General features: G+C 72.0%; 24 protein-coding genes and 2 tRNA genes. 5 read left to right on the top strand and 21 right to left on the bottom strand.

Annotation, left to right across the window (positions count from 1 at the left end; translation table 11 throughout):
• The first annotated feature begins 123 nt into the window (after positions 1-123).
• Complete coding sequence (rpsT, locus tag ACSLTV_RS21470) at positions 124-390, top strand: 30S ribosomal protein S20 (protein WP_432137460.1); 267 nt, start codon at positions 124-126, stop codon at positions 388-390.
• 241 nt (positions 391-631) lie between these two features.
• On the opposite strand, the gene ACSLTV_RS21465 is transcribed toward rpsT, so the two are convergent.
• The 10 genes from ACSLTV_RS21465 to leuS form a co-directional block, all read right to left on the bottom strand.
• Positions 632-1,027 carry a nuclear transport factor 2 family protein gene (locus tag ACSLTV_RS21465; protein WP_432137459.1) on the bottom strand — a complete coding sequence of 132 codons (396 nt, stop codon included), beginning with the start codon at positions 1,025-1,027 and terminating at the stop codon, positions 632-634.
• A 248-nt stretch (positions 1,028-1,275) separates the two neighbouring features.
• On the bottom strand, positions 1,276-2,262 hold the full coding sequence (gene holA / locus ACSLTV_RS21460) for a DNA polymerase III subunit delta (protein ID WP_432137458.1): 987 nt from the start codon (positions 2,260-2,262) through the stop codon (positions 1,276-1,278).
• A 100-nt stretch (positions 2,263-2,362) separates the two neighbouring features.
• Positions 2,363-2,608, bottom strand: coding sequence for a hypothetical protein (locus ACSLTV_RS21455; RefSeq protein WP_432157138.1), 246 nt, complete (start codon positions 2,606-2,608; stop codon positions 2,363-2,365).
• A gap of 102 nt (positions 2,609-2,710) precedes the next feature.
• Complete coding sequence (locus tag ACSLTV_RS21450; protein ID WP_432137456.1) at positions 2,711-3,355, bottom strand: dihydrofolate reductase family protein; 645 nt, start codon at positions 3,353-3,355, stop codon at positions 2,711-2,713.
• Between the two features lie 93 nt (positions 3,356-3,448).
• On the bottom strand, positions 3,449-4,249 hold the full coding sequence (locus tag ACSLTV_RS21445) for an arylamine N-acetyltransferase family protein (protein WP_435612668.1): 801 nt from the start codon (positions 4,247-4,249) through the stop codon (positions 3,449-3,451).
• Positions 4,250-4,527: 278 nt separating this feature from the next.
• Positions 4,528-7,200 carry a ComEC/Rec2 family competence protein gene (locus ACSLTV_RS21440; RefSeq protein ID WP_435612667.1) on the bottom strand — a complete coding sequence of 891 codons (2,673 nt, stop codon included), beginning with the start codon at positions 7,198-7,200 and terminating at the stop codon, positions 4,528-4,530.
• Entirely contained in the window at positions 7,197-8,225 is a 1,029-nt protein-coding gene (locus ACSLTV_RS21435) for a helix-hairpin-helix domain-containing protein (protein WP_435612666.1), read from the bottom strand. The genes ACSLTV_RS21440 and ACSLTV_RS21435 overlap by 4 nt, the downstream gene beginning before the upstream one ends.
• A 483-nt stretch (positions 8,226-8,708) precedes the next feature.
• The gene (locus ACSLTV_RS21430) at positions 8,709-9,554 is read right to left on the bottom strand and encodes a DegV family protein (RefSeq protein WP_432137452.1); all 846 of its coding nucleotides are present in this window, start codon (positions 9,552-9,554) and stop codon (positions 8,709-8,711) included.
• A 190-nt stretch (positions 9,555-9,744) separates the two neighbouring features.
• Entirely contained in the window at positions 9,745-10,473 is a 729-nt protein-coding gene (locus ACSLTV_RS21425) for a hypothetical protein (protein ID WP_435612665.1), read from the bottom strand.
• A gap of 153 nt (positions 10,474-10,626) precedes the next feature.
• Positions 10,627-13,494 (bottom strand): leucine--tRNA ligase, encoded by a 2,868-nt coding sequence (leuS, locus tag ACSLTV_RS21420; RefSeq protein WP_435612664.1) that lies wholly within the window; start codon positions 13,492-13,494, stop codon positions 10,627-10,629.
• Positions 13,495-13,926: 432 nt separating this feature from the next.
• Here leuS and ACSLTV_RS21415 point away from each other — a divergent pair, with 432 nt between their 5' ends.
• Positions 13,927-15,336, top strand: coding sequence for a cytochrome b/b6 domain-containing protein (locus ACSLTV_RS21415; protein ID WP_435612663.1), 1,410 nt, complete (start codon positions 13,927-13,929; stop codon positions 15,334-15,336).
• On the top strand, positions 15,333-16,940 hold the full coding sequence (locus ACSLTV_RS21410; protein WP_435612662.1) for an NADH-ubiquinone oxidoreductase-F iron-sulfur binding region domain-containing protein: 1,608 nt from the start codon (positions 15,333-15,335) through the stop codon (positions 16,938-16,940). Before ACSLTV_RS21415 ends, ACSLTV_RS21410 begins: the two co-directional genes overlap by 4 nt.
• Positions 16,941-17,083: 143 nt before the next feature.
• On the opposite strand, the gene ACSLTV_RS21405 is transcribed toward ACSLTV_RS21410, so the two are convergent.
• The 4 genes from ACSLTV_RS21405 to ACSLTV_RS21390 all read right to left on the bottom strand — a co-directional run bounded on the left by ACSLTV_RS21405 (position 17,084) and on the right by ACSLTV_RS21390 (position 19,238).
• Positions 17,084-17,156 (bottom strand) — tRNA-Ala (locus tag ACSLTV_RS21405).
• Positions 17,157-17,294: 138 nt separating this feature from the next.
• The gene (locus tag ACSLTV_RS21400; RefSeq protein WP_432137447.1) at positions 17,295-17,528 is read right to left on the bottom strand and encodes a hypothetical protein; all 234 of its coding nucleotides are present in this window, start codon (positions 17,526-17,528) and stop codon (positions 17,295-17,297) included.
• A 3-nt stretch (positions 17,529-17,531) separates the two neighbouring features.
• Complete coding sequence (locus tag ACSLTV_RS21395; protein ID WP_432137446.1) at positions 17,532-17,705, bottom strand: hypothetical protein; 174 nt, start codon at positions 17,703-17,705, stop codon at positions 17,532-17,534.
• 69 nt (positions 17,706-17,774) lie between these two features.
• Positions 17,775-19,238: an MFS transporter gene (locus ACSLTV_RS21390; RefSeq protein WP_432137445.1), complete on the bottom strand. Its 1,464-nt coding sequence runs from the start codon at positions 19,236-19,238 to the stop codon at positions 17,775-17,777.
• 103 nt (positions 19,239-19,341) lie between these two features.
• Between ACSLTV_RS21390 and ACSLTV_RS21385 the strand changes: the two genes are divergently transcribed.
• Positions 19,342-20,205: a helix-turn-helix transcriptional regulator gene (locus ACSLTV_RS21385; RefSeq protein WP_432137444.1), complete on the top strand. Its 864-nt coding sequence runs from the start codon at positions 19,342-19,344 to the stop codon at positions 20,203-20,205.
• A gap of 71 nt (positions 20,206-20,276) precedes the next feature.
• Here ACSLTV_RS21385 and ACSLTV_RS21380 read toward each other — a convergent pair.
• The 7 genes from ACSLTV_RS21380 to ACSLTV_RS21350 form a co-directional block, all read right to left on the bottom strand.
• Positions 20,277-20,349 (bottom strand) — tRNA-Ala (locus ACSLTV_RS21380).
• Between the two features lie 96 nt (positions 20,350-20,445).
• Positions 20,446-21,117: a histidine phosphatase family protein gene (locus ACSLTV_RS21375; RefSeq protein WP_432137443.1), complete on the bottom strand. Its 672-nt coding sequence runs from the start codon at positions 21,115-21,117 to the stop codon at positions 20,446-20,448.
• Positions 21,114-21,560 carry a ribosome silencing factor gene (gene rsfS, locus ACSLTV_RS21370; protein ID WP_432137442.1) on the bottom strand — a complete coding sequence of 149 codons (447 nt, stop codon included), beginning with the start codon at positions 21,558-21,560 and terminating at the stop codon, positions 21,114-21,116. The genes ACSLTV_RS21375 and rsfS overlap by 4 nt, the downstream gene beginning before the upstream one ends.
• Before the next feature lie 119 nt (positions 21,561-21,679).
• Positions 21,680-23,527 carry a LytR C-terminal domain-containing protein gene (locus ACSLTV_RS21365; RefSeq protein WP_435612661.1) on the bottom strand — a complete coding sequence of 616 codons (1,848 nt, stop codon included), beginning with the start codon at positions 23,525-23,527 and terminating at the stop codon, positions 21,680-21,682.
• A 25-nt stretch (positions 23,528-23,552) separates the two neighbouring features.
• The gene (gene nadD / locus ACSLTV_RS21360) at positions 23,553-24,179 is read right to left on the bottom strand and encodes a nicotinate-nucleotide adenylyltransferase (protein ID WP_432137440.1); all 627 of its coding nucleotides are present in this window, start codon (positions 24,177-24,179) and stop codon (positions 23,553-23,555) included.
• Between the two features lie 82 nt (positions 24,180-24,261).
• Complete coding sequence (locus ACSLTV_RS21355; RefSeq protein ID WP_432137439.1) at positions 24,262-24,426, bottom strand: hypothetical protein; 165 nt, start codon at positions 24,424-24,426, stop codon at positions 24,262-24,264.
• Between the two features lie 121 nt (positions 24,427-24,547).
• Positions 24,548-24,709, bottom strand: coding sequence for a hypothetical protein (locus tag ACSLTV_RS21350; RefSeq protein ID WP_432137438.1), 162 nt, complete (start codon positions 24,707-24,709; stop codon positions 24,548-24,550).
• Positions 24,710-24,823: 114 nt separating this feature from the next.
• On the opposite strand from ACSLTV_RS21350, the gene ACSLTV_RS21345 reads away from it, so the two are divergent.
• Positions 24,824-25,945, top strand: a complete 1,122-nt coding sequence (locus ACSLTV_RS21345; RefSeq protein ID WP_432137437.1) for a M48 family metallopeptidase — start codon at positions 24,824-24,826, stop codon at positions 25,943-25,945.
• Positions 25,946-25,990 lie beyond the last annotated feature (45 nt).

Raw genomic sequence — 25,990 nt, 5'->3', positions numbered from 1 at the left:
TGGGGGGCTGTGTCTCATGCCCTCTCAGCGCGAGGCACGACCCCAAGAAATCACCTGGTACGGGACCGGACGATCCCAGTGGGATCCCTCCTGCCCCGTGCCTGAACCTGAAAAGGCTCATTCGTGGCGAACATCAAGTCCCAGATCAAGCGGATCAAGACCAACGAGAAGGCCCGGCTGCGCAACAAGGCCGTCAAGTCCTCCCTGAAGACCGCGATCCGCAAGGCCCGCGAGGCCGCCGCCGCGGGTGACGTCGAGAAGGCCACCGAGCTGCAGCGCGCCGCGTCGCGTGCGCTCGACAAGGCCGTCTCGAAGGGCGTCATCCACAAGAACCAGGCCGCCAACAAGAAGTCGGCGCTGGCTTCCCAGGTCGCGTCCCTCAAGGGCTGAACCTCTTATCTGGTCTGATCGCCGGCAGGACCCAGGGCGGGCCCTCTCTCATCCGCCCCCGACCGGCACCCGAGCTCGCTCGCGGCCTGCGTTCGCCACGCGGGAGCGAGCTCACCCGGTATTGATCACCGGCATTGATCACCGGTACTGATCACCGGTTTTCACCGAAGGCCCCGGCATCTCGCCCTTCCCCAGGGCGGGTGCCGGGGCCTTCGGCTTGCCGGACTGCCGTTCCGGGCGCTCATGCCCAGAATTCGTTGTCCATGTCGAGGTCCATGGAGCACTCGTCGAGATCGCTCACCTTGTCCCCGACGATCCGGAAGACGATCACCTCGTCCGCGTCGAACCGCTTGCCGCCGCGCTCGGCGGTGATGTGGTGCAGTCCGACGGCATGACCCCGGCCGTCGACGAAGACGTTGCGCGGTTCCACACGCATCGTCCCGTTCGTCTCCTGCATGAGCCGGCCGTACATCTCGATGACCGAGTCCTGCCCCTTGTAGTCACCCGAGAGCATGTGGGTACCGGGCACGTGATGCGTGCAGTCCGCTGTGAACAGTTCACGCAGGCCGTCCATGTCACCACGGGAGAAGGCTTCATAGCCTCTGCGGACGAGCGCGGCATGCGGGTGTTCAGCCATGACGATCGCCACCTTTCACTGCCTGGGAGAGGTGCGGCTGATACGTACAATTCTCCTCGCTGGTCGGGCGGCGGCGACTGGATCACGGGTCCCACGGGCGGGTCCCGGTTCTCCGGGCCACAGGCGGGTCCCGGTTCTCCGGGCCACGGGCGGGTCCGGGTTCTCTGGGCCACGGGCGGGTCCGGGCTGTCCGCCTCACCGGACCAGGCCGGAGCCGGGCTGTCGCGGCCGGAGCCGGGCTCTCCGCGTCACCGCCCCCGGGAACGGGCTGCGCGGGCGATCGTCACCACGGCCTTCTCCAGGGCGTACTCCGGGTCGTCCCCGCCGCCCTTCACGCCGGCGTCGGCCTCGGCGACCGCCCGCAGCGCCACCGCGACCCCGTCCGGCGTCCAGCCGCGCATCTGCTGGCGCACTCGGTCGATCTTCCACGGCGGCATGCCCAGCTCCCGCGCCAGATCGGCGGGCCGCCCGCCGCGTGCCGAGGACAGCTTGCCGATGGCCCGCACGCCCTGCGCCAGCGCACTGGTGATCAGCACGGGCGCGACCCCGGTCGCCAGCGACCAGCGCAACGCCTCCAGTGCCTCGGCCGCCCGTCCCTCGACGGCCCGGTCGGCCACCGTGAAGCTGGACGCCTCCGCCCGGCCCGTGTAGTAACGCGCGACGATCGCCTCGTCGATCGTCCCCTCCACGTCGGCACAGAGCTGCGACACCGCGGAGGCGAGTTCCCGCAGATCACTGCCGATGGCGTCGACCAGCGCCTGGCACGCCTCGGGCGTGGCCGACCGCCCCGCGGCCCGGAACTCCTGCCGCACGAACGCCAGCCGGTCGGCCGGCTTGGTCATCTTCGGGCAGGCGACCTCCCGCGCGCCCGCCTTCCGCGCGGCGTCCAGCAGCCCCTTGCCCTTGGCCCCTCCGGCGTGCAGCAACACCAGCGTGATCTCCTCGGCGGGCGCCGGAAAATACGCCTTGACGTCCTTGACGGTGTCCGCCGACAGGTCCTGCGCGTTCCGCACGACAACGACCTTGCGCTCGGCGAACAGCGACGGGCTGGTCAGCTCGGCGAGTGTGCCCGGCTGCAGCTGGTCGGGGGTCAGGTCCCGCACGTCCGTGTCGGCGTCGGCGGCCCTGGCGGCGGCCACCACCTCCCGCACGGCACGGTCGAGCAACAGCTCTTCCTGCCCCACGGCGAGCGTCACGGGGGCGAGAAGGTCGTCATTCGCAGTCTTCCTGGCCATCGCCCCTCAGCATGTCACGCCGCACTGACAACCCGCCGCCCACCCGCGAGCCCGGGGCTCTTCCGACGCTTCACCACGGAGGTCGGTCCCTGGAAGGGCCCTACGGCTCCTCACGCCAGCCCTCCCACTCACCGGCGAACGCGTCCAGCTCCCCCGGGTCCAGCCGCCCGGCCTCGTCCCGCACCACCACCAGCCACTGGGCGTCCTCCGCGTCGTCCTCCCCGGCCAGCGCGTCCCGGACGAGCTGCGGCTCCTCGTGGATGCCGAACCGCTCCCCCAGGGCCTCGGCCACCTCCTCCGCCGCGTCACGGTCGGGCAGCACCAGGACATGTCTCACATCGCTCACGGCCCCATTGTCCAGGCACGGCGCGAGCCGACACGTCCGGCCGGGGGCGGCCCCCGCGGTCCCCGCCGCTGCCACCCCGTGCGCCCTCTCGGTCCGGCCTCGTCACTTCCGCCAGAACAGGTGGTGCGTCACCCCGCTCGAACTGGGCACCACATCGCAGTGGAACCGGTCGAACAGCTCCTCGGGCGACTCCCACAGCCTCGACCCCGCCCCGAGCTTCACCGGCGAGACCGCGACGTGCAGCGTGTCCACGAGGTCCGCATCGAGGAACTCCCGGATCGTGGTGGCCCCGCCGCCGAGCCGCACGTCCTTCCCCCGCGCCGCCTCCCGCGCCTGCTCCAGCACCGTCGCCGGGTCCCCGTCCACGAAGTGGAACGTGGTGTCGGACAGCGTGAACGACGGACGCGGATGGTGCGTCATCACGAACACCGGCGTGTGGAAGGGCGGCTCGTCACCCCACCACCCCTTCCACTCGTGGTCCTGCCACGGCCCCCGCTGCGGGCTGAACTTGTTGCGCCCCATGATCTCGGCCCCGATGTTCCGGGCGAAGTCCCGCGTGAGGTAGTCGTCGAGCCCCCGGCTCCCCGCGTGGTCCGTCCGCATGGGCCAGCCGGCCGTGGCCATGGCCCAGGACATCAGCTGGACCGGATCGGCGTGCCCGAACGGCCTCTCCAGACTCTGCCCCTCCCCGGCGCCGTATCCGTCACTCGACACAGTGAAGTTCTGGACCCTCAGCAGCTGCTGCATGACGTGCCTCCTACGCGTTCGGCAGTCGATTCCCGACAGGAGGGTGGACCGCCGTGACCGACGCCCCTTATCGCCCGCAGTGTGTGATGTGAATCACCTTTCGATGGGCTTCCGTACCTCCGGTACCCGGCCCAGCTCGATCCCGAACCGCTCCCGGTACACCGCCAGGACCTCCTCGTCCCCCGCCAGCTCCCGGCGCACCACCGTCCCGTCCGCCGTCGTCTCCTTCAAGCGCCGCCCGCTGAGCGTGATCCGCCCGCCGTCCTCCGTGTTCCGCGAACACACCAGCGACCGGGTGAAACCCGACTCCGGCGAGGTCCGATGCCACCATGCGCCCGTCACGAAGTCACCGAGCACCCGTGGCCGCAGCTCCAGCCGGTACTCCACCCTGCCGTTGCGCACGACGTCGAGGTCGTCCGCCTCCTCCGCCTCGACGAGGCGGAACACCCCGCCGGGCTCGACCTGCTCGCCCCGTTCCCCGAACGCCAGCGGATAGTGGCTGTGCTCCCCGAACCCCACATCCGCCAGCCACTCGCTCCCGTCCTCCGCCACCACCCGCAGCGCCATATGGTCGTACGGCACCCCCCACCGCCGCTCCCCCTCGCCGTGCACCCGGGCCGCGAGCAACGCCACCTCGAAGCCCAGCGCGCCCAGCAGCGCCCCGAACGCCCCGTTCAGCTCGTAACAGAACCCGCCCCGGTGCGCGCCCACCACCTTGTCCACCAGCCGCTTCTCCTCCAGCACGATCTCCTCCCCGAGGTGGATCGAGAGGTTCTCGAACGGCACCGCCCGCAGATGGCGCACATGCAGCTCGCGCAGAGCCTCCACAGTGGGCCGCGCGGGGCGCTCGGCGCCGAGGCGGCGTAGATAGGCGTCAACCTGTACGGAGTCCATGTGACCAGTCTCCTGGCTTGCCGCCTGTCCCTTCCTCCACTTGCTCTCCGCCTTTTGCCCTCCGCCTGTCGCCCTCCGCCTTCCGGCCTCCGTCTCCGGGTCCGGACCGTGCTGTGTCCTACTCCGCTTGCCCTCCATCCCGGGCCCCTCCCCCTCCCTCCCCCCGAGGCTTCCGCCCGCCCCTTCCTCTCCCTCCCCCGAGGCTTCCGCCCCGCCCCTTCCCCTCCCTCGGGCCTCCGCCTCCAACCCTCTCCCCCTCCGCCACCACCGCCCCCACTTCACCGCCCCTCGGCCCCCCACGCCCGCAGGTCCGACCGGCTGCCGCCGACCGCCAGCGCCCCGTCCCGGTCCGTGCGCAGCACCACCGCACCCGTCGCCCGCAGCGCGGCCAGCGTGGTGGGAGCGGGATGACCGTAGGTGTTGTCCGCCCCGACGGAGATCAGCGCCACTCTCGGCGCGACCACGTGCATCAGGTCCGGGTCCTGATAGGCCGAGCCGTGATGGGCCACCTTCAGGACGTCCACCGAGCCGAGCAGCCTCGCAGCCGGCGACCTCAGCAGCGCCTGCTGGGCCGGGGGTTCGAGATCCCCGAGAAGGAGCAGCCGCAGCCCCGCAGAGCGCACCAGCAGGGTCACGCTGGCGTCGTTCGGCCCGTCGGCCTCCGGGGCCGGCCGGGGCGGCCACAGCACCTGCCAGTCCACGGCTCCCACGCGCCGCCGCTCGCCCACCACGGCCCACCCGACCGGTACACCTCGCGCCGCCGCCTCCTTCCGTACGAACTCCACCTGCTCCTCGGGCTCCTCGAACCCGGTCGTCTCGATCGCGCCCACCGTCCGCCCACGCAACACCCCCGGCAGCCCGGCCACATGGTCGGCGTGGAAGTGCGTCAGGACGACCAGCGGGACCCGGGTGACGCCCAGCGTGCGCAGACACCCGTCCACCAGCGCCGGGTCGGGCCCGGCATCCACCACCACCCCGGTCGCCTCGCCGGCCGCCAGGACCAGCGCGTCGCCCTGTCCGACGTCGCACACGGCCAACCGCCAGCCCGGCGGCGGCCAGCCCGTGATGACTCGTGCCAGCGGCGGTGGCCGCACCACGGCCAACAGGAACAGCAGCGCGCACGCGCCGCACAGCCACGGGTGCCGCAGCAGCCGGCGCCCGGCTGCCACCGCCGCCGCCGTGACGAGGGCGAGCAGCAGCGCCCCGGTCCAGCCGCCGGGCCAGTCGACTCCGCTGCCGGGCAGCGCCGCCCCGGTCCGTGCGACGCCCGCGACCCACCCGGCCGGCCACCGCGCACACCAGGCCAGCACCTCGGACACCGGCATCGACAGGGGCGCCGCGGCCAGCGTCGCGAAGCCGAGCACCGTGGCCGGTGCGACCGCGCACTCCACGAGCAGATTGCAGGGCACCGCCACCAGACTGACCCGCGCCGACAGCACCGCGACGACCGGTGCGCACACCGCCTGCGCCGCTCCGGCGGCCGCCAGTGCCTCCGCCGGCCGGGCCGGTACCCCGCGGGCCTGGAGCCCGGCGCTCCAGCGCGGTGCCAGCGTGAGCAGGGCTCCGGTGGCGAGAACGGAGAGCAGGAAGCCATGGCTGCGGGCCAGCCACGGGTCGTACAGCACCAGCAGCAGCACCGCCGTCGCCAGGGCGGGGACCAGTGATCTGCGGCGGCCCGTGGCTAGGGCGAGCAGCACCACCGCCCCGCACGCCGCCGCCCGCAGAACGCTGGGGTCGGGCCGGCAGACGACCACGAACCCGAGCGTGAGTGCCCCGCCGAGCACCGCGGTGGACCGCAGCGGGATCCCGAGACGGGGTGCCAGACCGCGCCGCTCGGCCTGTTGGGCGAGGCCGGGCGGTCCGATCAGCAGGGCGAGGACGATGGTGAGGTTGCTGCCGGAGACGGCGAGGGTGTGCGCGAGGTCGGTCGCCTTGAACGCCGCGTCCAGTTCCGCCGTGATCCGCGAGGTGTCGCCGACGACCAGGCCCGGCAGCAACGCTCGCGCGTCGCCGGGCAGCGGGTCGGTGGCCTCGCGGAGCCCGGCCCGCAGGCGTCCCGCGAACCGTTGCGCAGCCGACGCCCGTGCGACGACCCGCGGCGCGATCGGGTCCCGGACCCGGAGCACGGCCGCGATCCGGTCTCCGCGCGTGAGGGCGGGTGCCAACCGTCCGGTGACCCGTACCCGCGTCGACGGGAGCAGCCCGAGCCAGGCCGAGCGCGTGTCCTCCGGCCCGCTGGCTCCGGGCTTCCGCAAGCCGTCGGGGCCGGCCCGCGCGTCCGGATCGGCGCCGGCACCCGGCCCGCGCCCGGTGTCTGCCTTTCCGGCGTCCACCACCAGCAGCACCGGTGTCCGGGTCGTCACCGCCGTGCCGCCCGCCTGCTCGACGCGGAGCACCTCACCCTCGGCCAGCACGGACGGGTTCCTGCTGCGGTCCCCACCGGCCCGGGGGCGGGTGAGCCGGGGATCGGAGGTGAGCCGTACCTCCGCGGTGACAGTCATGTACTGACGGGCCAGCGCCGGCACCGGCCCCCGGCGCAGATCCGCCCCGTGCAGCCCGGCCGACGCGGCGGCCGCCGCCACGCAGAGCAGTACACCGGCCACGGTCACCGTCCACCGGAGGCGGTCGCCCGCGGCGGCTTCCGGTGAGCCGCCGACCCCGCCCACACTCTGTCGCGCGGCAGCCCCACCCCCGGTACGGCGCCGTGCCAGGAGCAGCACGCTCCCCACTACCGCGCATCCCAGGGCGACGGCCGTCACCACGGTCGGCGTCGCGTTCAGCGTGAGCGCCGCCGTCGCCCACGCGGCGAGCGCGGGGGGCACCAGCCGCAGGTCGGCCGGCCCCTCCTGCCGGGGGTTGGCGGCGCCGAGCCGTTTCCCCGAGTCCGCGTGCACGGCCTGCCGGGCGGCGACCCCGGGGCTCGCTCCGCTCTCCGTCCGGACGTCCGTCATGGCCGCACCAGGTTGCGCAGGTCCGCGAAGCGTCGCTCGCCGATGCCGTTGACCTGGCGCAGTTCGTCGACCGAGCGGAAGCCGCCGTGCCGCGTGCGGTGGTCGAGGATGTGCCGGGCGAGAACCGGGCCCACTCCCGGCAGGGTGTCGAGCTGTTCCAGCGTGGCCGTGTTCAGCGAGAGGGGAGCGGTGGGTCCGGCACCCGGCGGTGGCACTCCGGCCGCTGCCCCGGCCGTCCCGGCGGCAGCGGCCGACGCGGGGAGCGGGGCGCCGACGACCACCTGTTCTCCGTCGACCAGGAAGCGCGCCCGGTTGATCCCGCCGGTGTCGGTGCCCGGCCTTACCCCGCCGGCCGCCCGGAGCGCGTCGGCGACCCGGGAACCTGCGGGAAGTCGGTGGATTCCCGGCTCGCGCACCTTGCCGCTGACGTCCACGACGATCTCGGCGGCTGTCGCGGCCGGGGCGGTGGCCGGGACGCCGGCGGCGCCCGTGACGGACGCCGTGCTGTCGGCCACCGCCGGGTAGGGCGCCGCCGCGCGCACCGTCTCGGGGGCCCGCACTGGCTGCGGTCGGCCGCCCCAGAAGTGCTGTGCGGCGAGGACGGCGGCGGCGAGCAGCACCACCGAGAGGGCCAGCACGCTCCTGCGCTCCATGGCGCAGTGTGCCTGCGCCCACAGCGGCAGCCGCTCCCGCAGGGCCGCCGCGATCCTGCCCCGCCGGATGTCCGTCCTCGTCTCCGCCGACCGCCCGGCCCTCTCGTCGGCCCCGGGCTCCGCCGACGATGTATCGGAGGTGGCGGCCGCCGGAGGCCCCGAAGCAGCTGCCGCCCCGAGGCTCGCGAGCGGAGCCGATACCGAGAACGGAACCGATGGCGCCGATGGCGCCGATGCGGAACGCCAAGCCGATACAGCCCGTGGCGCCGGTGGAGCCGGTGCCGCCAGTGAAGCCGGTGCGGCTGAAGTCGAGGGCGCTGGTGGCGCCGGTGGGATTGAGGCAACCGGTGGAGCCGGTGGCTCCTGTGCCACCGAGGCCGCCGGTGGATGCGAGGCCGCAGTGGCCGCCGGGGCCGGACCGGCTGCCGGACCGGCGAGCGCGGCCCGATCCGTTCCGGAGGCCGAGGACGGCCCGGTGTCGGGAACGGGCGTCCCCAGGGCTGCCCCGTCTCCCGGCGGGCCGGTCCCCGACTCCCTTGCCTGCACGGCCCGTTCGGTGAACAGCACCTCGGCGCGGCGGCGGACGTCCTCCGCCGAGGTCCGCCGGTGCCGCGAGGGCTCCCCTGCCGGTGGGCGAGAACGGCGACGCGTACGGCCGTCGGAGCCGGGTAGCCGGCCGGGGCCGCTGGTCGCGGTCGTGCTGCGGGTGCGTGATCGGAATGCCATGCCACGAGCATCGGACATCTCACCCAGCCACGATGATCTTGCTTGATTTCCGTGGATGACGGGCCAGTTGTGGACAACTGCGTCACCCACACGAGGGATCCGGCCCCGAAGAGCCCGGGTGACGCCTCATCACCTCGGCGAGACCACGACCCCGAGCAGCCCGGGTCCGGTGTGCGCCCCGATCACCGCGCCCACCTCGCTCACGTGCAGATCGGCGAGTCGGGGCACCCTCTCGCGCAACCGCTCCGTCAGAGCGGCGGCCCGGTCGGCGGCGGCGAGGTGGTGGACAGCGATGTCCACGGGCGCCCCGCCCGCCCGCTCGGCGACCAACTCCTCCAGACGGGCGATCGCCTTGGCCGCCGTCCGGACCTTCTCCAGCGGCTCGATCCGCCCGCCCTGCAACTGCAGCAGCGGCTTGACGGCGAGCGCGGAGCCCAGCAGTGCCTGCGCGGTGCCGATACGGCCGCCGCGGCGCAGGTAGTCGAGGGTGTCGACGTAGAAGTAGGCGGAGGTGCCGCCGGCCCGCTTCTCCGCGGCCGTGACCGCTTCGTCGAGAGTGCCGCCGGATTCCGCCGTCTCGGCCGCGGCGAGCGCGCAGAAGCCGAGCGCCATGGCGACCATTCCGGTGTCCACCACCCGCACGGGCACCGGCGCCTCACGGGCGGCGACGACGGCCGCGTCGTAGGTACCGGACAGTTCGGCGGACAGGTGCAGGGAGACGATGTCGGTGGCGCCGGACTCGGCGACCTTGCGGTACGTCTCGGCGAAGAGCTGCGGGCCGGGCCGCGAGGTGGTGACGGGGCGTCGCCTCTGCAGAGCCTGGGCCAGCGCGCGGTGGGAGATCTCGGTGCCGTCCTCCAGGGCCTGGTCACCGAGGACCACCGTCAGGGGCACGGCGGTGATGCCGTGGCGCTCCATCGTCCGCTGCGGCAGGTAGGCCGTTGAATCCGTGACGATCGCGACATGGCGGGACATGAGCTGGAGGTTACCTGCCGTAGCGTGCGGGTGGCAGCCCGGGCCCTCGCGGGCGGACTGCCCTTGACCGGATCCGTCGCCCGGGCCCGGCCGGTACCGGGCACGATTCCGGCCCTGTCCCGAGACGGAACCGGGAACCGTGCCGAGCAGTGCGGGCGCGCGCCGATCCGCTGCCGGTCCGGATTCCGGATCAGGTGGTGCTCTCGGGACGGGGCTTCTTCTGCCAGGGGTAGGTGGGCCGTACCCCGGGCGGGGTGATGGCCGGCCGCACCGGGTCGGGGTGCGGGTCCGAGGACTGCGTCCTTGGCCGGCCGTCGTCCGCGGCACCGGGAGCCGGGGCCTCGGGCCAGGGCGGCGGGGTCTGCGCGGGGTCCTCGACGGTCCAGTGTCTGAGGGCGCCGGCTTCGACGTCGATCTGGGACCTGAGGGCGTCGAGGTCGTCGTCGGCGAAGCGCCGGGCGCGGTCCCGGGCGGCCCAGCGCAGAGAGTCCGCCGAGCCGGTGATGCGCTCGGTGCGTTCGCGGAGGTCGGGCAGCCGGGCGGTCAGGGTGGCCCGGTCGGGCTCGGACTCGAGGCGCTTGAGGTCGGCGTCCAGTTCGTGCCCGTGGGCGCTCAGCCGCCGGAACAGGTCGAGGGACTCCTTGAGGGATTCGTCCTCGGCCGCTCCCGCGAGCAGCGCGTCCTGCGTGGCGCGCATGGAGGTACGCAGCTTGAGCCGGAGCTGGGCGATCTCGGCGGCCGGCCCGAACTGGGTGAAGGACTTGGCGCGCAGGGTGTGGTCCTCGACCGTGCGCCGGGCCTGGGTGAGCGTGCGGTCCACGCCGCGCCGGGCCGCGCCGACCACCTTCACCGTCGCGTACACGCCGAGCGCCAGGAAGGCGACGAGGAACAGGACGACGACGGCGATCACTGTTTCCACGGCGCTCCTCCTCCAGCGGGCACGGCGCGCTGCGCGCCATCTCTCCACGGTAAACGCCGCGGGCAGACCGTGGGTTCCTGCGGAACCCCGAACCTGCCCGCAGAAAACCCTGAGCCGTCTCCGGGATCACCCGGAGACGGCTCTGGTCACGCGCTACGCCGGGACGATGTTCACCAGCTTGGGCGCCCGCACGATGACCTTGCGGATGTCCGCACCGCCCAGCGCCTTGACGACGCCGTCGTCGGCCAGCGCCGCCTTCTCCAGCTCCTCCTCGGAGATGGTGGGGGGCACCTCCAGCCGGGCCTTGACCTTGCCCTTGATCTGCACGACGCAGGTCACCGTCTCGTCGACGACGTAAGCCGGGTCGGCGACCGGGAAGTCCCGGTGGACGACCGAGTCGCCGTGGCCCAGCCGGTGCCACAGTTCCTCGGCGATGTGCGGGGCCAGCGGAGCGATCAGCAGTACCAGCGACTCGGCGACCGGCCTGGCCACCGTGCCGCCGGCCTTGGTCAGGTGGTTGTTCAGCTCGGTGATCTTGGCGATGGCGGTGTTGAACCGCAGGCCTTCCAGGTCCTGGCGGACGCCGTCGATCGCCTTGTGCAGGGCGCGCAGCGTCTCCTCGTCGGGCTCGGCGTCGGTGACGGTGATCTCGCCGGTCGACTCGTCGACGACGTTGCGCCACAGCCGCTGCAGCAGGCGGTACTGGCCGACCACCGCGCGCGTGTCCCATGGCCGGGAGACGTCCAGCGGGCCCATCGCCATCTCGTACAGGCGCAGGGTGTCGGCGCCGTACTCGGCGCAGATCTCGTCCGGCGTGACCGCGTTCTTCAGGGACTTGCCCATCTTGCCCAGCTCGCGCCTGACCGGCTCGCCCTCGAAGAAGAACGCCCCGTCGCGCTCCTCGACCTCGGCGGCGGGCACCGGGAAGCCACGGCTGTCGCGGTAGACGTAGGCCTGGATCATGCCCTGGTTGAACAGCTTGTGGAACGGCTCCGCGGAGGAGACGTGCCCCAGGTCGAACAGGACCTTCGACCAGAAGCGGGCGTACAGCAGGTGCAGCACGGCGTGTTCGGCGCCGCCGACGTACAGGTCGACGCCGCCGTGCGGCAGGCCCTCGCGCGGGCCCATCCAGTAGCGCTCGATGTCGGGGGCGACCAGCTGGTCCTCGTTGTGCGGATCCAGGTAACGCAGCTCGTACCAGCAGGAACCGGCCCAGTTGGGCATGGTGTTGGTCTCACGGCGGTACGTCTTCGGGCCGTCTCCCAGGTCCAGGGTGACGTTGACCCAGTCCTCGTTGCGCGACAGCGGCGTCTCGGGCTGGGTGTCGGCGTCGTCCGGGTCGAAGGTGCGCGGGCTGTAGTCCTCGACCTCGGGCAGCTCCAGCGGCAGCATCGACTCGGGCAGGGCGTGGGCGACGCCGTCCTCGTCGTAGACGATCGGGAAGGGCTCGCCCCAGTAGCGCTGACGGCTGAACAGCCAGTCGCGCAGGCGGAAGTTGACGGTGCCTTCGCCGATGCCCTCGCGCTCCAGCCATTCGGTGATGCGCGCCTTGGCCTCGGCGACGCCCAGGCCGTCCAGACAGACGCCGTCACCGGCGGAGTTGACGATCTTCGCGTCGTAGGAGGCGAAGGCGTGGTCCCACGCGGACGGGTCGGTACCCCGGCCGTCGGTGGGCTCGACGACGCAGCGGATGGGCAGTTCGAAGGCGCGCGCGAAGGCGAAGTCGCGGGTGTCGTGCGCCGGGACGGCCATGATCGCGCCGGTGCCGTAGCCCATCAGGACGTAGTCGGCGACGAAGACGGGGACCCGCTCGCCGTTGACCGGGTTGGTGGCGTACGCGCCGGTGAAGACGCCGGTCTTGTCCTTGGCCTCGGCCTGCCGCTCGACGTCGGACTTGGACGCGGCCTGCGCGCGGTACGCGGCGACGGCCTCGGCCGGGGTGGCGTGACCGCCGGTCCACGCCTCGTGGGTGCCCTGCGGCCAGGCGTCCGGGGTGAACTTGTCGACCAGGGGGTGCTCGGGCGCCAGCACCATGTAGGTGGCGCCGAACAGGGTGTCGGGGCGGGTCGTGAAGACGGTGATGCGTTCGCCGTCGATCGGGAAGTCGACGCGGGCGCCCTCGGAACGGCCGATCCAGTTGCGCTGCTGCAGCTTGATCGCCTCGGGCCAGTCCAGCTCCTCCAGGTCCTCCAGCAGCCGGTCCGCGTAGGCGGTGATGCGCATGTTCCACTGGCGCAGCTTGGCCTTGAAGACGGGGAAGTTGCCGCGCTCGGAGCGGCCGTCGGCGGTGACCTCCTCGTTGGCCAGGACCGTGCCCAGGCCGGGGCACCAGTTGACGGGCGCGTCGGAGGCGTAGGCCAGGCGGTAGCCGCCCAGGACGTCGGCCTGCTCGACGCCGCTCAGCGCGTCCCAGGAGCGGCCACCGGGGACCGGGCGCTCACCGGAGGCGAACTGGGCGACGAGTTCGGCGATGGGGCGGGCCTTGCCGGCCTCCTCGTCGTACCAGGAGTTGAAGATCTGCAGGAAGATCCACTGGGTCCACTTGTAGTAGTCCGGGTCGATCGTGGCGAACGACCGGCGCTTGTCGTGGCCCAGGCCCAGCCGACGCAGTTGGGCCGTCATGTTCTCGATGTTGGCCTCGGTGGACACGCGCGGGTGCGTGCCGGTCTGCACGGCGTACTGCTCGGCGGGCAGGCCGAAGGCGTCGAAGCCCAGGGTGTGCAGGACGTTGTGGCCGGTCATGCGCTGGAAGCGGGCGAAGACGTCGGTGGCGATGTAGCCCAGCGGGTGGCCGACGTGCAGCCCCGCACCCGAGGGATACGGGAACATGTCCATGATGAACTTCTTGGGCCTGGCGACCAGCTCCGGATCACCCGCCAGGTCACCCGCGGGGTTCGGCGCGGCGTACGTCCCGTCGGCGTCCCAGAAGTCCTGCCAGCGTGCCTCGATCTCGGCCGCCATCGCGGCCGTGTAGCGGTGCGGCGCGGCCGTCTCGGCGGCAGCGGGGTTCGTCTCGCTCATGATCCTCAAAGCTCCATCGATCGTCTCTGCCAGCGGCTTCCCCGCGGAAACGAAAAATCCCCTCGCACAGGAGGGGACGCCGCGCCGACTCCGATCGCGGTCTCACCCGCGATCGGGACTGATCAGCGCGGCTCGCTAAGCAGAAGGCGTACGGCACGCATGCGGTCAGGGTACCGCAGGCATTGAGCAGGCCGCGACGCGCTTCCGTATGGCTAGGGAACACACCACGCGCGCGTGGACGCGTGGGACGGCGAAGGAGGAGCACTGCACCACGATCAAGGTTTACTTCGCGTACCAGCCCCTACTGGGCGCCGGACCCAGCGCATTGTCATTTGATAACAACGCAATAACTCAAACCTCGTACTCGTCGGTATGGCGCCGCCTAGAGTTCGCCAGCGGGACCGCTTTCCCGAACCGCTCGGAGTTGCCCCCATGAACCCTCGTCGTAGTAGCAGCTCGCTCCCCATGCCGGGCCGGTCGGCCTCCGGGGTGGCCTACGCTGCCGTCCTGCTCCTCATACCCGTGGTCGTCCTGCTCGGAGGCAACTGGCTCCAGGAGTTCCTCAACTTCGGTGCGGGCGTCCTGTCCCTGGTCTGCCTCACCTGCTCGGTGATCTGGGGGCTGGTGGCCCAGGACCGGCTCGTCCTCAACACACGCCAGCGCATCGTGGCGCAAGGCATCCACCGGGTGACCGCGGTCGCCTCGATCGCGTTCCTCCTGGTGCACATCACGGTCAAGCTCGCCCTGGACCACACCAGCTGGATCGCCGCCGTCATCCCGTTCGGGCTGCTGTTCAGCGACAGCGACGCCATGCAGGGCAGCGCCTTCCTGATCGGCCTGGGCACGGTGGCCGCGCTCCTGATGATCTTCGTCGCGGTGACGGGCGCGCTGCGCAACCAGTTCGCGTCGCCCGCACCGGTCGCGGCTCGCTGGCGCGCGATGCACATGCTGGCCTACCCGGCCCTGTGCGCGGCCCTGCTGCACGGCCTGTTCGCGGGCCGCGCGGCGAAGCCGTTCTTCATGATCTCCTACGAGCTCTCGCTGGCCGGTGTCGTGGCGGCGCTCGCGCTGCGCGCAGCCCCGCGCCCGTTCAAGCGCAAGGTCGCCGCCCGGCTCACCGCGCTGATCGGCGGCGAGGGACGCGACTTCCGCGAAGGGCGTGATTTCCGCGAAGGGCGTGATTTCCGCGAGGACCGTGACCTTCGCGGGGACCGGGACCTTCGCGGCGAGCGCGACCGTCGCGGGGAACCGGCGGACGGCTGGGCCGGAACAGCGCCGGGCGGTTCGGCGCTGCCGGGCTACGAGAACCGCGCGGCCCGCGCACCGGAGGCCGATTCCCGGTCCTCCTCGCGCCTGTCCCCGCCGTCGGCGTCGGCGTTCTACGACACGCCGACCGCACCGGAGCCCGCCAACGGCTTCGCGGCCGCCTACCGCGCCGTCTCGACCCCCTCGCGCGGACCGCGGACCCCCGCCGACCAGACCGCCCACATGGACCCACTCGATCTGCAGGCCACCGAGGCGATGCCGCGGGTCGACTCCGGCGGCAGCACCTCGGGCAGCTGGCCCATCCCGTCCCCGCCCCCGGTCGGCGAGGCACCCCCGTCGGCGTACGACCCGCTCCAGGACACCGGATACACCATCCCGGTCTATGGCAATCCGGACAGCGGCGGATACGGCGGACGTGATGTGTACGACACCGGTGAGACGAACACGGGGTACGGCGCGTACAACCAGAACGACACGTACAACAGCGGTCCCGCCAACGAGACGAACCCCGGCGCGTCCTACGACACGCCGGGTCCGGGCGAACCTTGGAACGCGCCTTCCGGAGGCTATAGGTGAACGAGGCCCTGCCCGACGTCCCCGAAGTCCGCGTGGTCGGCCTTCCGCAACTCACGTCGGGCTTCGACCTTGTGGAGCGACTCGACCTGCCCATGCACCTGAAGGTGCACGGGCCGCTCGAACCGATGGGCGGCGAGCAGCTCGCGAAGCTCGCCGAGAACATCAACCTGAAGGGCCGCGGCGGCGCCGGCTTCCCCTTCCACAGGAAGCTGCGCTCGGTCGCCGAGTCGGCGATCAAACGCGGTGTCCGGCCGGTCGTCGTCGTCAACGGCAGCGAGGACGAACCGGCCTGCCGCAAGGACACGGTGCTCATCAACCGTGCCCCGCACCTCATCCTGGACGGCGCCCTGCTGTGCGCCGAGGCCCTGGGCGCCCGCACGCTCGTGGTGGGGGTGACCCGGGAGTCCACCCAGCGCTCCATGGAGGCGGCGCTCGCCGAACGCGGCCTCAGCAACAGCCGTCGGTCGGCTCTACGCGCGTGGGTGCAGCGCAACCCGGTCCGCATGGTCACCGGAGCCGCCGCGTCACTGATCCGCTCGATCGACGGCGGCCCGGCGATCCCGCCCGGCCGCAAGATCAGTGCCTCGCAGAGCGGCGTCGGCGGCGCACCGACCCTGCTGTCGAACGCCGAGACGTTCGCCCAGCTGGCCATCGCCGCCCGCATCGGGCCGGAGCGCTACGGCAACACCGGCCTGTACGACGAGCCGGGCACCGTCATGCTCACGGTCTCCGGCGCCGTCGCCCGTCCCATGGTGCTTGAGGTGCCCACCGGCGTGCCGCTGCGCTACGTGCTGCAGCTGGCCGGCGCCCCGCCCGTCCCGCAGGGCGTGCTGACCGGCGGCTACCACGGCAAGTGGATCGACGCGGCGACCGTCAACGAGGCGGTCGTCTCCCGCAACTCCCTGGACGCCGTGGGCGGGTCACTGGGCGCCGGCGCGATCCTGCCGATCAGTCAGGAGACCTGCCCGCTGGGCGAGTCGTTGCGGGTGGCGCAGTGGCTGGCGGAGGAGAGCGCGGGCCAGTGCGGCCCCTGCTACCTGGGACTGCCCGCCGCCGCGCGCGGCATGGAGGACATCCTGAACGGCGGCGGTCCGGCCGCCCTGGAGGCGCTCAAGCAGGTCGCCAAGAACGTCAAGCGGCGCGGCGCGTGCTCGCACCCGGACGGTTCCGCGATGTTCCTGGAGTCGACGGTCAAGGCGTTCACCGACGACCTGGCCGCCCACGTCCTCGGCAACGGCTGCGGACGGCCCGTGGAGGGCGTGCTGCCGCTCTTCGAGGGGGGCAGGGTCCCTACGGGCATTCCGGGCGGCGAGAGCGAGGAGAACGGCCCCAGCCGGCAGAAGATCTTCGTCGACTGGACCCTGTGCCGCGGCCACGGCCTGTGCGCGGACATCCTCCCGGAGGTCTTCGAGTTGGGCGCGGACGGCTTCCCGACGGTCGCCCAGGCGAACGTGCCGCGCTACGCCGAGGACAAGGCGATGCGCGCGGTACGGCGTTGTCCGGCACTGGCCCTGCGCATCGAGGAGGACACGCGCGGGCAGGCTCCGTCGCGCAACCTGCCGGTGCTGTCCCAGGGCCGCGGCCGCCGGGCCCTGGGCCGCTGACCGACCCCGCGGGGCCGCCCACGCGGCGGCCCCGTGCTCCGGTCCGCGCCCCCACCGGGGCGGACCGCGGCCTCCCGAGCGGAAGCGCCTCGCCAAGAAGACGAAAAATCCCGCCGGATCATAGGATCCGGCGGGATCTGCTGTGGAGCTAAGGAGAATTGAACTCCTGACCTCCTGCATGCCATGCAGGCGCTCTACCAACTGAGCTATAGCCCCTCGCGTCACGCGGTGGAACCGCGCTTTTCCGCTGTCCTCCGGGTTTCCCCGGCGGCGACGCCAACATTACACGGTCCGGAGGGTGGAACACCAAATCGGTTTCCCCGGGCCCGGACGCGGACCGCGATGTGGTCCGCGTCAGGCCGTCACGAACGAGTAGAACCGCTTGAGCGTGCAGTGCTCCTCCAGGAGCCGGCCGTAGATCGGCTCCCCCTCCAGTTCGCGGTACGTCTCGATCGGGTCGCCTTTTATGATCAGCGCCCGCGCGCACTCCTCGCACCAGTACTGGTAGTCGGAGTTGACCGGCTCCATGTCACGGACGATCGGATTGCCGCTGCCGCACCAGTCACACTTCCGCCTGTGTGCACCCATCGATCAGCTCCAGCTGTGGCCGCAGGACGTGCACACGTACGAGATGCCGCCGTTGTCCCCGAGGACCTGGGCCACGTGCGCGGAACCACAGGAGGGGCAGCTCAGGCGGGTCACCGTTTCCCGGGTCGTCGCCCCCGCGAAGAGGCCGCCGACCTCTTCGAGGATGCTCGCAGGCATCGCCACTCCCTCCCGTCGGGCCGCGCCCCCTTCCGGCCGTTTGATTCTGCCACGACCGGACCGACACGGTCAGCGACGCCGTCGTACCAGTCCGGACACGGCACCCGCGACGGCCGTCGCGGCGAGCGCGCACATGCATGTCAGAAGAGCTTGCCCAGAGGTATACGCCGACAAGGCCCCGAGTGACTCAAGCCGGTCGAGGAAGAGTGCTCCGAAGGCGGCCACCCCGACCAGCTGGCCGAGCTGGGTGACCGTGGCGAGCAGCCCGCTGGCGTCCGCCGCGTCCTCGGGCCGCACCGTGGCGAGTGCCCCGGTGAGCGTCGGGCTGAAGGCGAGGGCGACGCCCGCCCCGACCCCGAAGTAGGCGGCGAACACCAGAACGCCGCCATGGGTGCCGCTCTCCAGCGTCAGCCCCACGCCCAGCACGGCGAGGGCGAGCAGTACGAACCCGGCGGGAATCAGCAGCGGTTGCCACCGGGCGGGCCACCGGCGCCAGGTCAGCCCGATCACACCGAACACCAGGGCCGTCGGCGCGAAGGTCAGCCCGGCCCGCAGTGGGCTGTCCCCGAGACCGCCCTGCAGGTGCAGGGTGAGGGCGAACAGGAAGCCCGCGTTGACGGTCATCGCGCCCGCGATGCGCAGCACGGCGAGGCCCATCCCGGGGTGGCGCACCACCCGGGGCGCGATCAGCGGGGTACCGCCGCGCCGGGCGAGCCGGGACTCGTATCCGCAGAACAGGGCGAAGACGGCGGCACCGGCGGTCAGCGACAGCCACGACCACAGCGGCCAGTCCTTCTCCTGGCCGAGCACCAGCGGCACGGTCACCAGCGAGACCGCCGCCGCCAGCAGCACGAGTCCCGGCCCGTCCAGGCTGCGGGTGTGGCCGGACCCGGTGCCCCGCGGCAGGACGCGGTGGCCCACGGCGAGCAGCACCAGGCCGACCGGCACGTTGACCAGGAACACCGGCCGCCACCCGGTGCCCAGCAGGTCGGCGCTGACCAGGACGCCGCCGACCACCTGCCCGGACGCCGCGCCGAGAGCGAGGACCGCCGAGTACGCGCCGAGCGCCCGGATGCGGGCCTCGCCGGTGAAGGACCGCTGGATGAGACTGAGCACCTGCGGGATCATCAGCGCCGATCCGGCGCCCTGCGCCAGCCGGAAGAGGATCAGCTCGGTGGCGCCCTGGGCCAGCCCGCAGGCGAGGGAGGCCGCGGTGAAGAGCGCGAGCCCGGCGAGGTGGACCCGGCCGTGGCCGAACCGGTCGCCGAGGCGGGCGCCGGTGATCAGCAGAACCGAGTAGGTGATGGCGTAGCCGGCGACGACGAGTTGCAGATCGGCGCCGGAGGCACGCAGGTCGGAACCGATCGTGGGGGCCGCGACGTTCACGATGAACACGTCGAGCAGGGCCATGAACTGGGCGGCGAGGAGGACCGTGAGCAGCGGGCGGGGCCGATTGTCAGTGGCGGGGTGTTTACTTTCCGTAGTGACAGCGGCGGGCGCCACGGCGGTGCCCGGTCGAGGTGTGGTCGTCATGCCGTAAAGCCTGACGACGCCTCGATACGGGTGCCGAGTGCCCGCTGATGCTGGTACTGACAGCACCTGTCAGGTCAGCGGTGGGAGTTCGACCATGGGGGACATGACGATGGCGACGACGCAGCGGCGCAGGCCCGAGCTGGCGGCCTTCCTGCGCAGCCGACGCGCCCGGGTGACACCGGCGGACGTGGGGATGCCGCCGGGGCTGCGGCGCCGGACGCCCGGGCTGCGCCGCGAGGAGGTCGCCCAGCTCTCCGGCGTGGGGGTGACCTGGTACACGTGGCTGGAGCAGGGCAGACCGATCAACGCCTCCGCGCAGGTGCTGAACGCGGTGGCGCGCACCCTGCGGCTGGACCCGTCGGAGCGGGAGCACCTGTTCCATCTCGCCGAAGTGCCGTACCTGCCGCCGTCGAAGCCGTCGGCGCAGTGCGTCGGGCCCGAGGTCCAGGGCATCATCGACGCGCTGGTCCCGCGTCCGGCCGTGGTCTACAACGCGCGCTACGACATCCTGGCCGCCAACGCCGTCTACCGCGACCTGTTCTTCAGGGCGGACGACGCGAGCCGCACGCAGCCGCGGAACGCGCTGTGGGCGCTGTTCACGGTCCCGCAGGAGCTGTGCCCCCTGGTGTCCCGGGAGACCGAGCTGCCGACGATGGTGGCGACCCTGCGCTCGGCGTACGGGGTGCATGCCGGCGAGCCGGCCTGGGAGGAGTTCATAAGGGCGCTGGCGGCGGCCAGTCCGCAGTTCGCGCGCCTGTGGGGTTCCGGTGACGTGGCCCAGCCGGGGCGGCGGGTGAAGGTGTTCCGGCACGCGACGGTGGGTGAGCTGCGGATGACCTCGATGTCGTTCTCGGTCGACGGGATGCCCGAGTGCCGGATCGTCGTCTACACGCCGGAGGACGAGGAGAGTTCGCGACGGACGGCGCTGTTGTGGAGCCGCTACGCGAAAGAGCCCGTCGAGCAATGAAAAATCCCGCCCCTCGAAGGGACGGGATCCTCATCTACCGATCTTTGACAACTCAATAGAGTGTCGACCAGTGGAGCTAAGGAGAATTGAACTCCTGACCTCCTGCATGCCATGCAGGCGCTCTACCAACTGAGCTATAGCCCCTCGTCCACGCGGCGGAGCCGCATGGTGTCGCGCCCCGCTCGGCGGGGCGAACAAGAAGAACTTTAGCCTGCGACCTGCGGAAAGTGAAATCCGCGGTCAGTCGTCGTCACCGAGGACCGGTTCCGGCAGGGTGCCGGCGTTGTGCTCCAGCAGCCGCCAGCCGCGGGCGCCCTCGCCGAGGACGGACCAGCAGCAGTTGGAGAGACCGCCCAGGCTCTCCCAGTCGCGGGCGTCCAGGCCGAGCAGCCGGCCGATGGTGGTGCGGATGGTGCCGCCGTGGCTGACCACCACGAGCGTGCCGTCCTCGGGAAGCTTCTCCGCGTGCCGCAGCACGACCGGGGCGGCCCGGTCGGCGACCTCGGTCTCCAGTTCGCCACCGCCGCGGCGGACCGGCTCCCCGCGCTTCCAGGCGGCGTACTCCTCACCGTGGCGGGCGATGATCTCCTCGTGGGTCAGCCCCTGCCAGACGCCGGCGTACGTCTCGCGCAGCGCCTCGTCGACGGTGACGTCCAGACCGGTGAGCACGGCCAGCTCGGCGGCCGTGCGCGCGGCGCGCGTCAGGTCCGAGGAGACGATCGCGTCGGGCCCGAGGGAGGCCAGCAGCCGGGCGGCGCGGCGGGCCTGGGCCACGCCGGCCTCGGTCAGCTGGACGTCCGTGGTGCCCTGGAAACGGCGCTCCACGTTCCACGCGGTCTGGCCGTGCCGCCACAGGATGACGCGGCGGCCGCGGCCGGTCCTGCGCTCGGACACCTCACCCGTGGCGCTCACCACTCACCCCCGGGTTCGACCGCGTCCGCTTCGGCGGCCTGCAGCTTGGCGTGCTCCTCGGCCTTGCCCCGGGTCGCCCTGGCGTCCTCGGGCAGCTCCAGCTCGGGGCAGTCCTTCCACAGCCGCTCCAGGGCGTAGAAGACCCGCTCCTCGCTGTGCTGGACGTGGACGACGACGTCCACGTAGTCGAGCAGGACCCAGCGGGCCTCGCGGTCGCCCTCGCGGCGTACCGGCTTGGCGCCGCGCTCCTTCAGCAGGCGCTCCTCGATCTCGTCGACGATCGACTTGACCTGGCGGTCGTTGGGCGCGGAGGCCAGCAGGAAGGCGTCCGTGATCGACAGCACGTCGCTGACGTCGTAGGCGATGATGTCGTGCGCGAGCTTGTCGGCGGCCGCCTGCGCGGCGGTGTTGATGAGCTGGACAGAACGGTCGGTGGCGGTCACTGCGTGGCTTTCCGTAGGTGGTCAGTTGCCTTCAAGGGTCTCACGGCCCGCCGACGGCCCCCACGGACCAGCGCACTCCGGCGCCGTGTGCGGGGACCCGCCGCGGCGCCGGGGTGCGGCTAGGACGAGGACGCGCGGGGCTCGTAGTCCTTGCCGAGGACCACGGCCACGGACGCGTTGCCGGGCACGGTGCCCTTGGCCACCGCGCTGGTGGGCAGGCCCAGGGTCTTGGCGACCTCGGTGGCGTTCTCCTTGCCGGCGTCGTCCTTGTACAGCACCTTCGAGGTGGCCCGGGTGTCCTCGGCGGTGCCGGCCTCCAGGAAGCTGAAGCCGCCGTTGAGGAGCACCACACGCGCGTCCTCGGTGTTCGCCCGGACGCCGGTGGCGTTCTCCACGGAGACGGTCACGGCGGCGCCCTGCTCGGGGCTCTTCGCGGTGCCGCCGAGGACGTCCTTGACGACGCCGGCGCCGGCCTTGGCGCTCAGCGTGCCGTCGGCCTCCACGGGCAGCAGGGCGGTCTGGTAGTCGCCGCCCTTGGCGAGGTCGGCGAGTTTGGCGAGGAAGGCGCCGAGGTCCTTCTCCGACAGCGACGGGTCGGGGATCTGCGCGAGGGTCTGCACGGTGAGCGTGGCGCCCTGCTCGTCGGAGGACAGCTTGCGCAGCACCCCCTGCATGACCTGCCCGAACCGCTGGAGCTGGGCGTTCTGCGCCTCCTCGGCGCCGCGGTAGGTGGCGTAGGCGACGGCCATCTTGCCGCTGAGGGTCTGGCCCTCGCCCTTGTGGACGAGGAGCGTGCCCTTCTTGGCGCCGGGGTCGGGGACGTCGGTGTCGGTGTCGACCTCGATGTTGCCGACGAGGTCGACGAGGTTCTGCAGGAACGGGGTGTCCAGGCGCCAGGTGCCCTGGATGTCGGTGCCGAGGGCGGTGTTCAGCGCGTCGCGGGTGCCGGAGGAGCCGTCCTCCTCGACGGACTTGGCCAGGGTGGTCGTGGTGCCGTCCTCGGTGGTGACCACCAGGGAGTTCGGCAGCAGCATCGTGGTGCCCTGCCGGGTGGTGGTGTTGTCGACGAGGAGAGCGGTGGCGGTGCCGCCCTTCGCGGTGTCGTGCAGATGTACGACGATCACGTCGCGCTGCTGGGGCCCGGCGGCCGCGGTGGTGCCCTGCTTGCCGTCGGAGGACGACAGACCGGGCAGCTTCCCGGCGTACCAGAGGTAGCCGGCCCCGCCGACGGCGACCAGGGCGAGGACGACGACGAGGGCGATGAGCCGGCTTCGGGCGCGTCGCTTGGCCTCCTCGCGGCGCTCGGTGCGGTTCTCGGTGAAGTTCAGCCAGTCGATGACGTCCTCGGAGTCACCGTCGGGCTCCTCGACGAAGGCGAACTGCCCGGTGTGGTACTCGCGTCCGTCCGGGCCCGTGTCCTGCCGTGGTTCCCGTTCGGAGTCCACGGGGCGGGACTGCTGCGGGATGTGGGCGGTCTGCTCGGCGACCCGCGGCTGCCGCCCGCCGGCCGACTGCCCGTACGGGGCGTACGGGGCGTACGGGGCGTACTGGTCGTACGGTGCAGGACCGCCGCCCTGCCCCGGCCGGTCCGCGGCGGGGCCCCCGCCGCCGTAGGGGTCGTAGCCCACGGGCGTCTGCGTCCCGGTGTCGTAGGGCGACGGCCCGGGCTGCTGCCGGCCGGTGTCGTAGGACGTCGGGGCCGGGGGCTGCCGACCGGTGTCCTGGGCGGGCACGTGCTGCTGCCGCCCGGTGTCGTGGGGGGCGGGTGGCTGCTGGCCGGTGGCGTACGGGTCGTAGCCGTAGCCCTGCTGCCCGTAGCCGTAGCCCTGCTGCTGGGCGTACGGGTCGTAGGGCTGCTGCTGGGGCTGCCCGGGCCAGACCTGCCGGTACACCGGCTGTCCGTACTCGTCGTAGCCGACGAGCTCGTAGGGGGCGTCTCCGTAGCCCGCGTCGTATCGGTCGTTCACCGGCACCCCTCTCGGCCCGCTCGCCTCACTCGCCGCGGTACAACTGGCGCTTGTCGATGTAGCGCACGACTCCGTCCGGCACCAGATACCAGACGGGTTCGCCCTTGGCGACTCTCGCACGGCAGTCCGTGGAGGAGATGGCGAGGGCGGGCACCTCGACGAGCGAGACACCGCCCTCGGGCAGTCCGGGGTCGGTCAGGTGGTGTCCCGGCCTGGTGACCCCGATGAAGTGCGCGAGGGAGAACAGTTCCTCGGAGTCCCGCCAGGTGAGGATCTGGCCCAGGGCGTCCGCACCGGTGATGAAGAACAGATCGGTGTCGGGGTTGAGCGCCCGCAGGTCCCGCAGGGTGTCCACGGTGTAGGTGGGGCCGCCGCGGTCGATGTCGATGCGGCTCACGGAGAACTGGGGGTTCTCCACCGTCGCGACGACCGTCATCAGGTAGCGGTCCTCGGCCGGGGAGACGTCGCGGTGGCTCTTCTGCCACGGCTGCCCGGTCGGGACGAAGACGACCTCGTCCAGGTGGAACTGCGCGGCGACCTCACTGGCCGCCACGAGGTGCCCGTGGTGGATCGGATCGAACGTCCCGCCCATGACGCCGAGGCGGCGTTTGCCCGTGTGCGACGGGCCGGTAGGCATGTCCTGCTCTCCCATGCGTGCAGACCCTACCGGCCCCGCCTGAAGCGCTCGGGCCGAGGATGCCCGGAGCGCCCCGGTATGACCACGGGGCGGTACCTCAGCGGTCGCGGTTGAAACGTGTGGTGACCCACAGCAGGAGCAGCAGGATGAGGAGGGCTCCGCCACCGGTGACGTAGGGGCTGAGGCTCTCGTGGTTGCCACCGTGCTCCTCGCCCTCGGCGGCGATGGTGACCAACTGGGCGGCGGCGCTGTGGAAGCTCATCTTCGGCAGGACCTATCCGGGTGTGGGCGGGATAAAGACGTCGGCCCATGGTAAGCGGCGGGTTCTACGGCGATCACGCCGACTCCGCCGTCGGGGAGCCGCCGGGAACCTTCGGGGGCGCTCAGTCGTCCTTCCGCCTGTAGCCTCGCAGCAGGAACCACGCGGCCAGCACGCAGCCCACGACCATCACGATCAGCACGACGCGGAGGAGATTCCCCGCGCCCTGCCGTTGGGCGGCGGCCGCGGCCTCGGTGAGCCACGCGGCTGCGGGGTCGGGCTCCATGACGCGGGACTCCTCACGTGTGGTGCCCGTCCACCGTAACTCCGCCTAGGCTGGGCCCTGCTTCGGGGGCGCAAAGGGTCGTACAAGGGTCCGCAAAGGGCCATTCTCACGCGCATGGGGGAAGACATGTCCGACGACGGTCACCAGCACACCGAGCAGGGGAAGGTGCCCAGCAGGCAGCGCAGGCGGTTCCCGGGGATCTCCTCCCGCGCCTACGAGCACCCGGCCGACCGGTCGGCGCTGGTGGCACTGCGCAAGCTCAGCGGCTTCGACACGGTGTTCAAGGCGCTCAGCGGGCTGCTGCCCGAGCGCAGCCTCAGGCTGCTGTTCCTGTCCGACTCCGTGCGGGTCTCGGACCAGCAGTTCGCCCACCTCAACGACATGCTGCGGGACGCCTGTTACATCCTGGATCTGGAGAAGGTCCCGCCGATGTACGTCACGCAGGATCCACGGCCCAACGCGATGTGCATCGGCCTGGACGAGCCGATCATCGTGGTCACCACCGGGCTCGTCGAGCTGCTCGACGAGGAGGAGATGCGGGCGGTCATCGGCCACGAGGTGGGGCACGCCCTGTCCGGGCACGCCGTCTACCGCACGATCCTGCTGTTCCTGACCAGCCTCGCGCTCCGGGTCGCGTGGATCCCGCTGGGCAACCTCGCGATCATGGCGATCGTGACGGCGCTGCGGGAGTGGTTCCGCAAGTCGGAGCTGTCGGCCGACCGTGCGGGACTGCTGGTGGGACAGGACCTGCGGGCCTCCATGCGCGGCCTGATGAAGATTGCCGGCGGCAACCACCTGCACGAGATGAACGTGGATGCGTTCCTGAAGCAGGCCGAGGAGTACGAGCAGGGCGGCGACCTGCGCGACTCGGTGCTGAAGATCCTGAACGTGCTGCCCCGCTCCCACCCGTTCACCACGGTGCGCGCGGCCGAACTGAAGAAGTGGTCCGAGTCCCGCGACTACCAGCGGATCATGGACGGGCACTACCCGCGCCGCGACGAGGACAAGGACACCTCGGTCTCGGACTCCTTCCGTGAGTCGGCCTCGCACTACGCCACCCACGTCAAGTCCTCCAAGGACCCGCTGATGAAGCTGGTCAGCGACCTCGCGGGCGGCGCGGGCGACCTGGGCGGCCGGGTGCGGCGCGGCTTCACCGGCTTCACCGGCTCGGCTCCGCCGAAGGACGGGCCGGGCGACGGCTCCCCGAAGGACGAGCGGCCGGGCGCCGACGACTGAGCGGCCGATGAGGCTGTCGGACTGGGCGTTGATCGCCTCGTCCGT

Origin of the sequence: Streptomyces sp. bgisy159, assembly GCF_965341775.1 — a bacterium.
Classification (GTDB): Bacteria; Actinomycetota; Actinomycetes; order Streptomycetales; family Streptomycetaceae; genus Streptomyces.
Note: the sequence above shows the minus strand (reverse complement) of the source record. Positions and strands in the feature narration are given on the sequence as shown.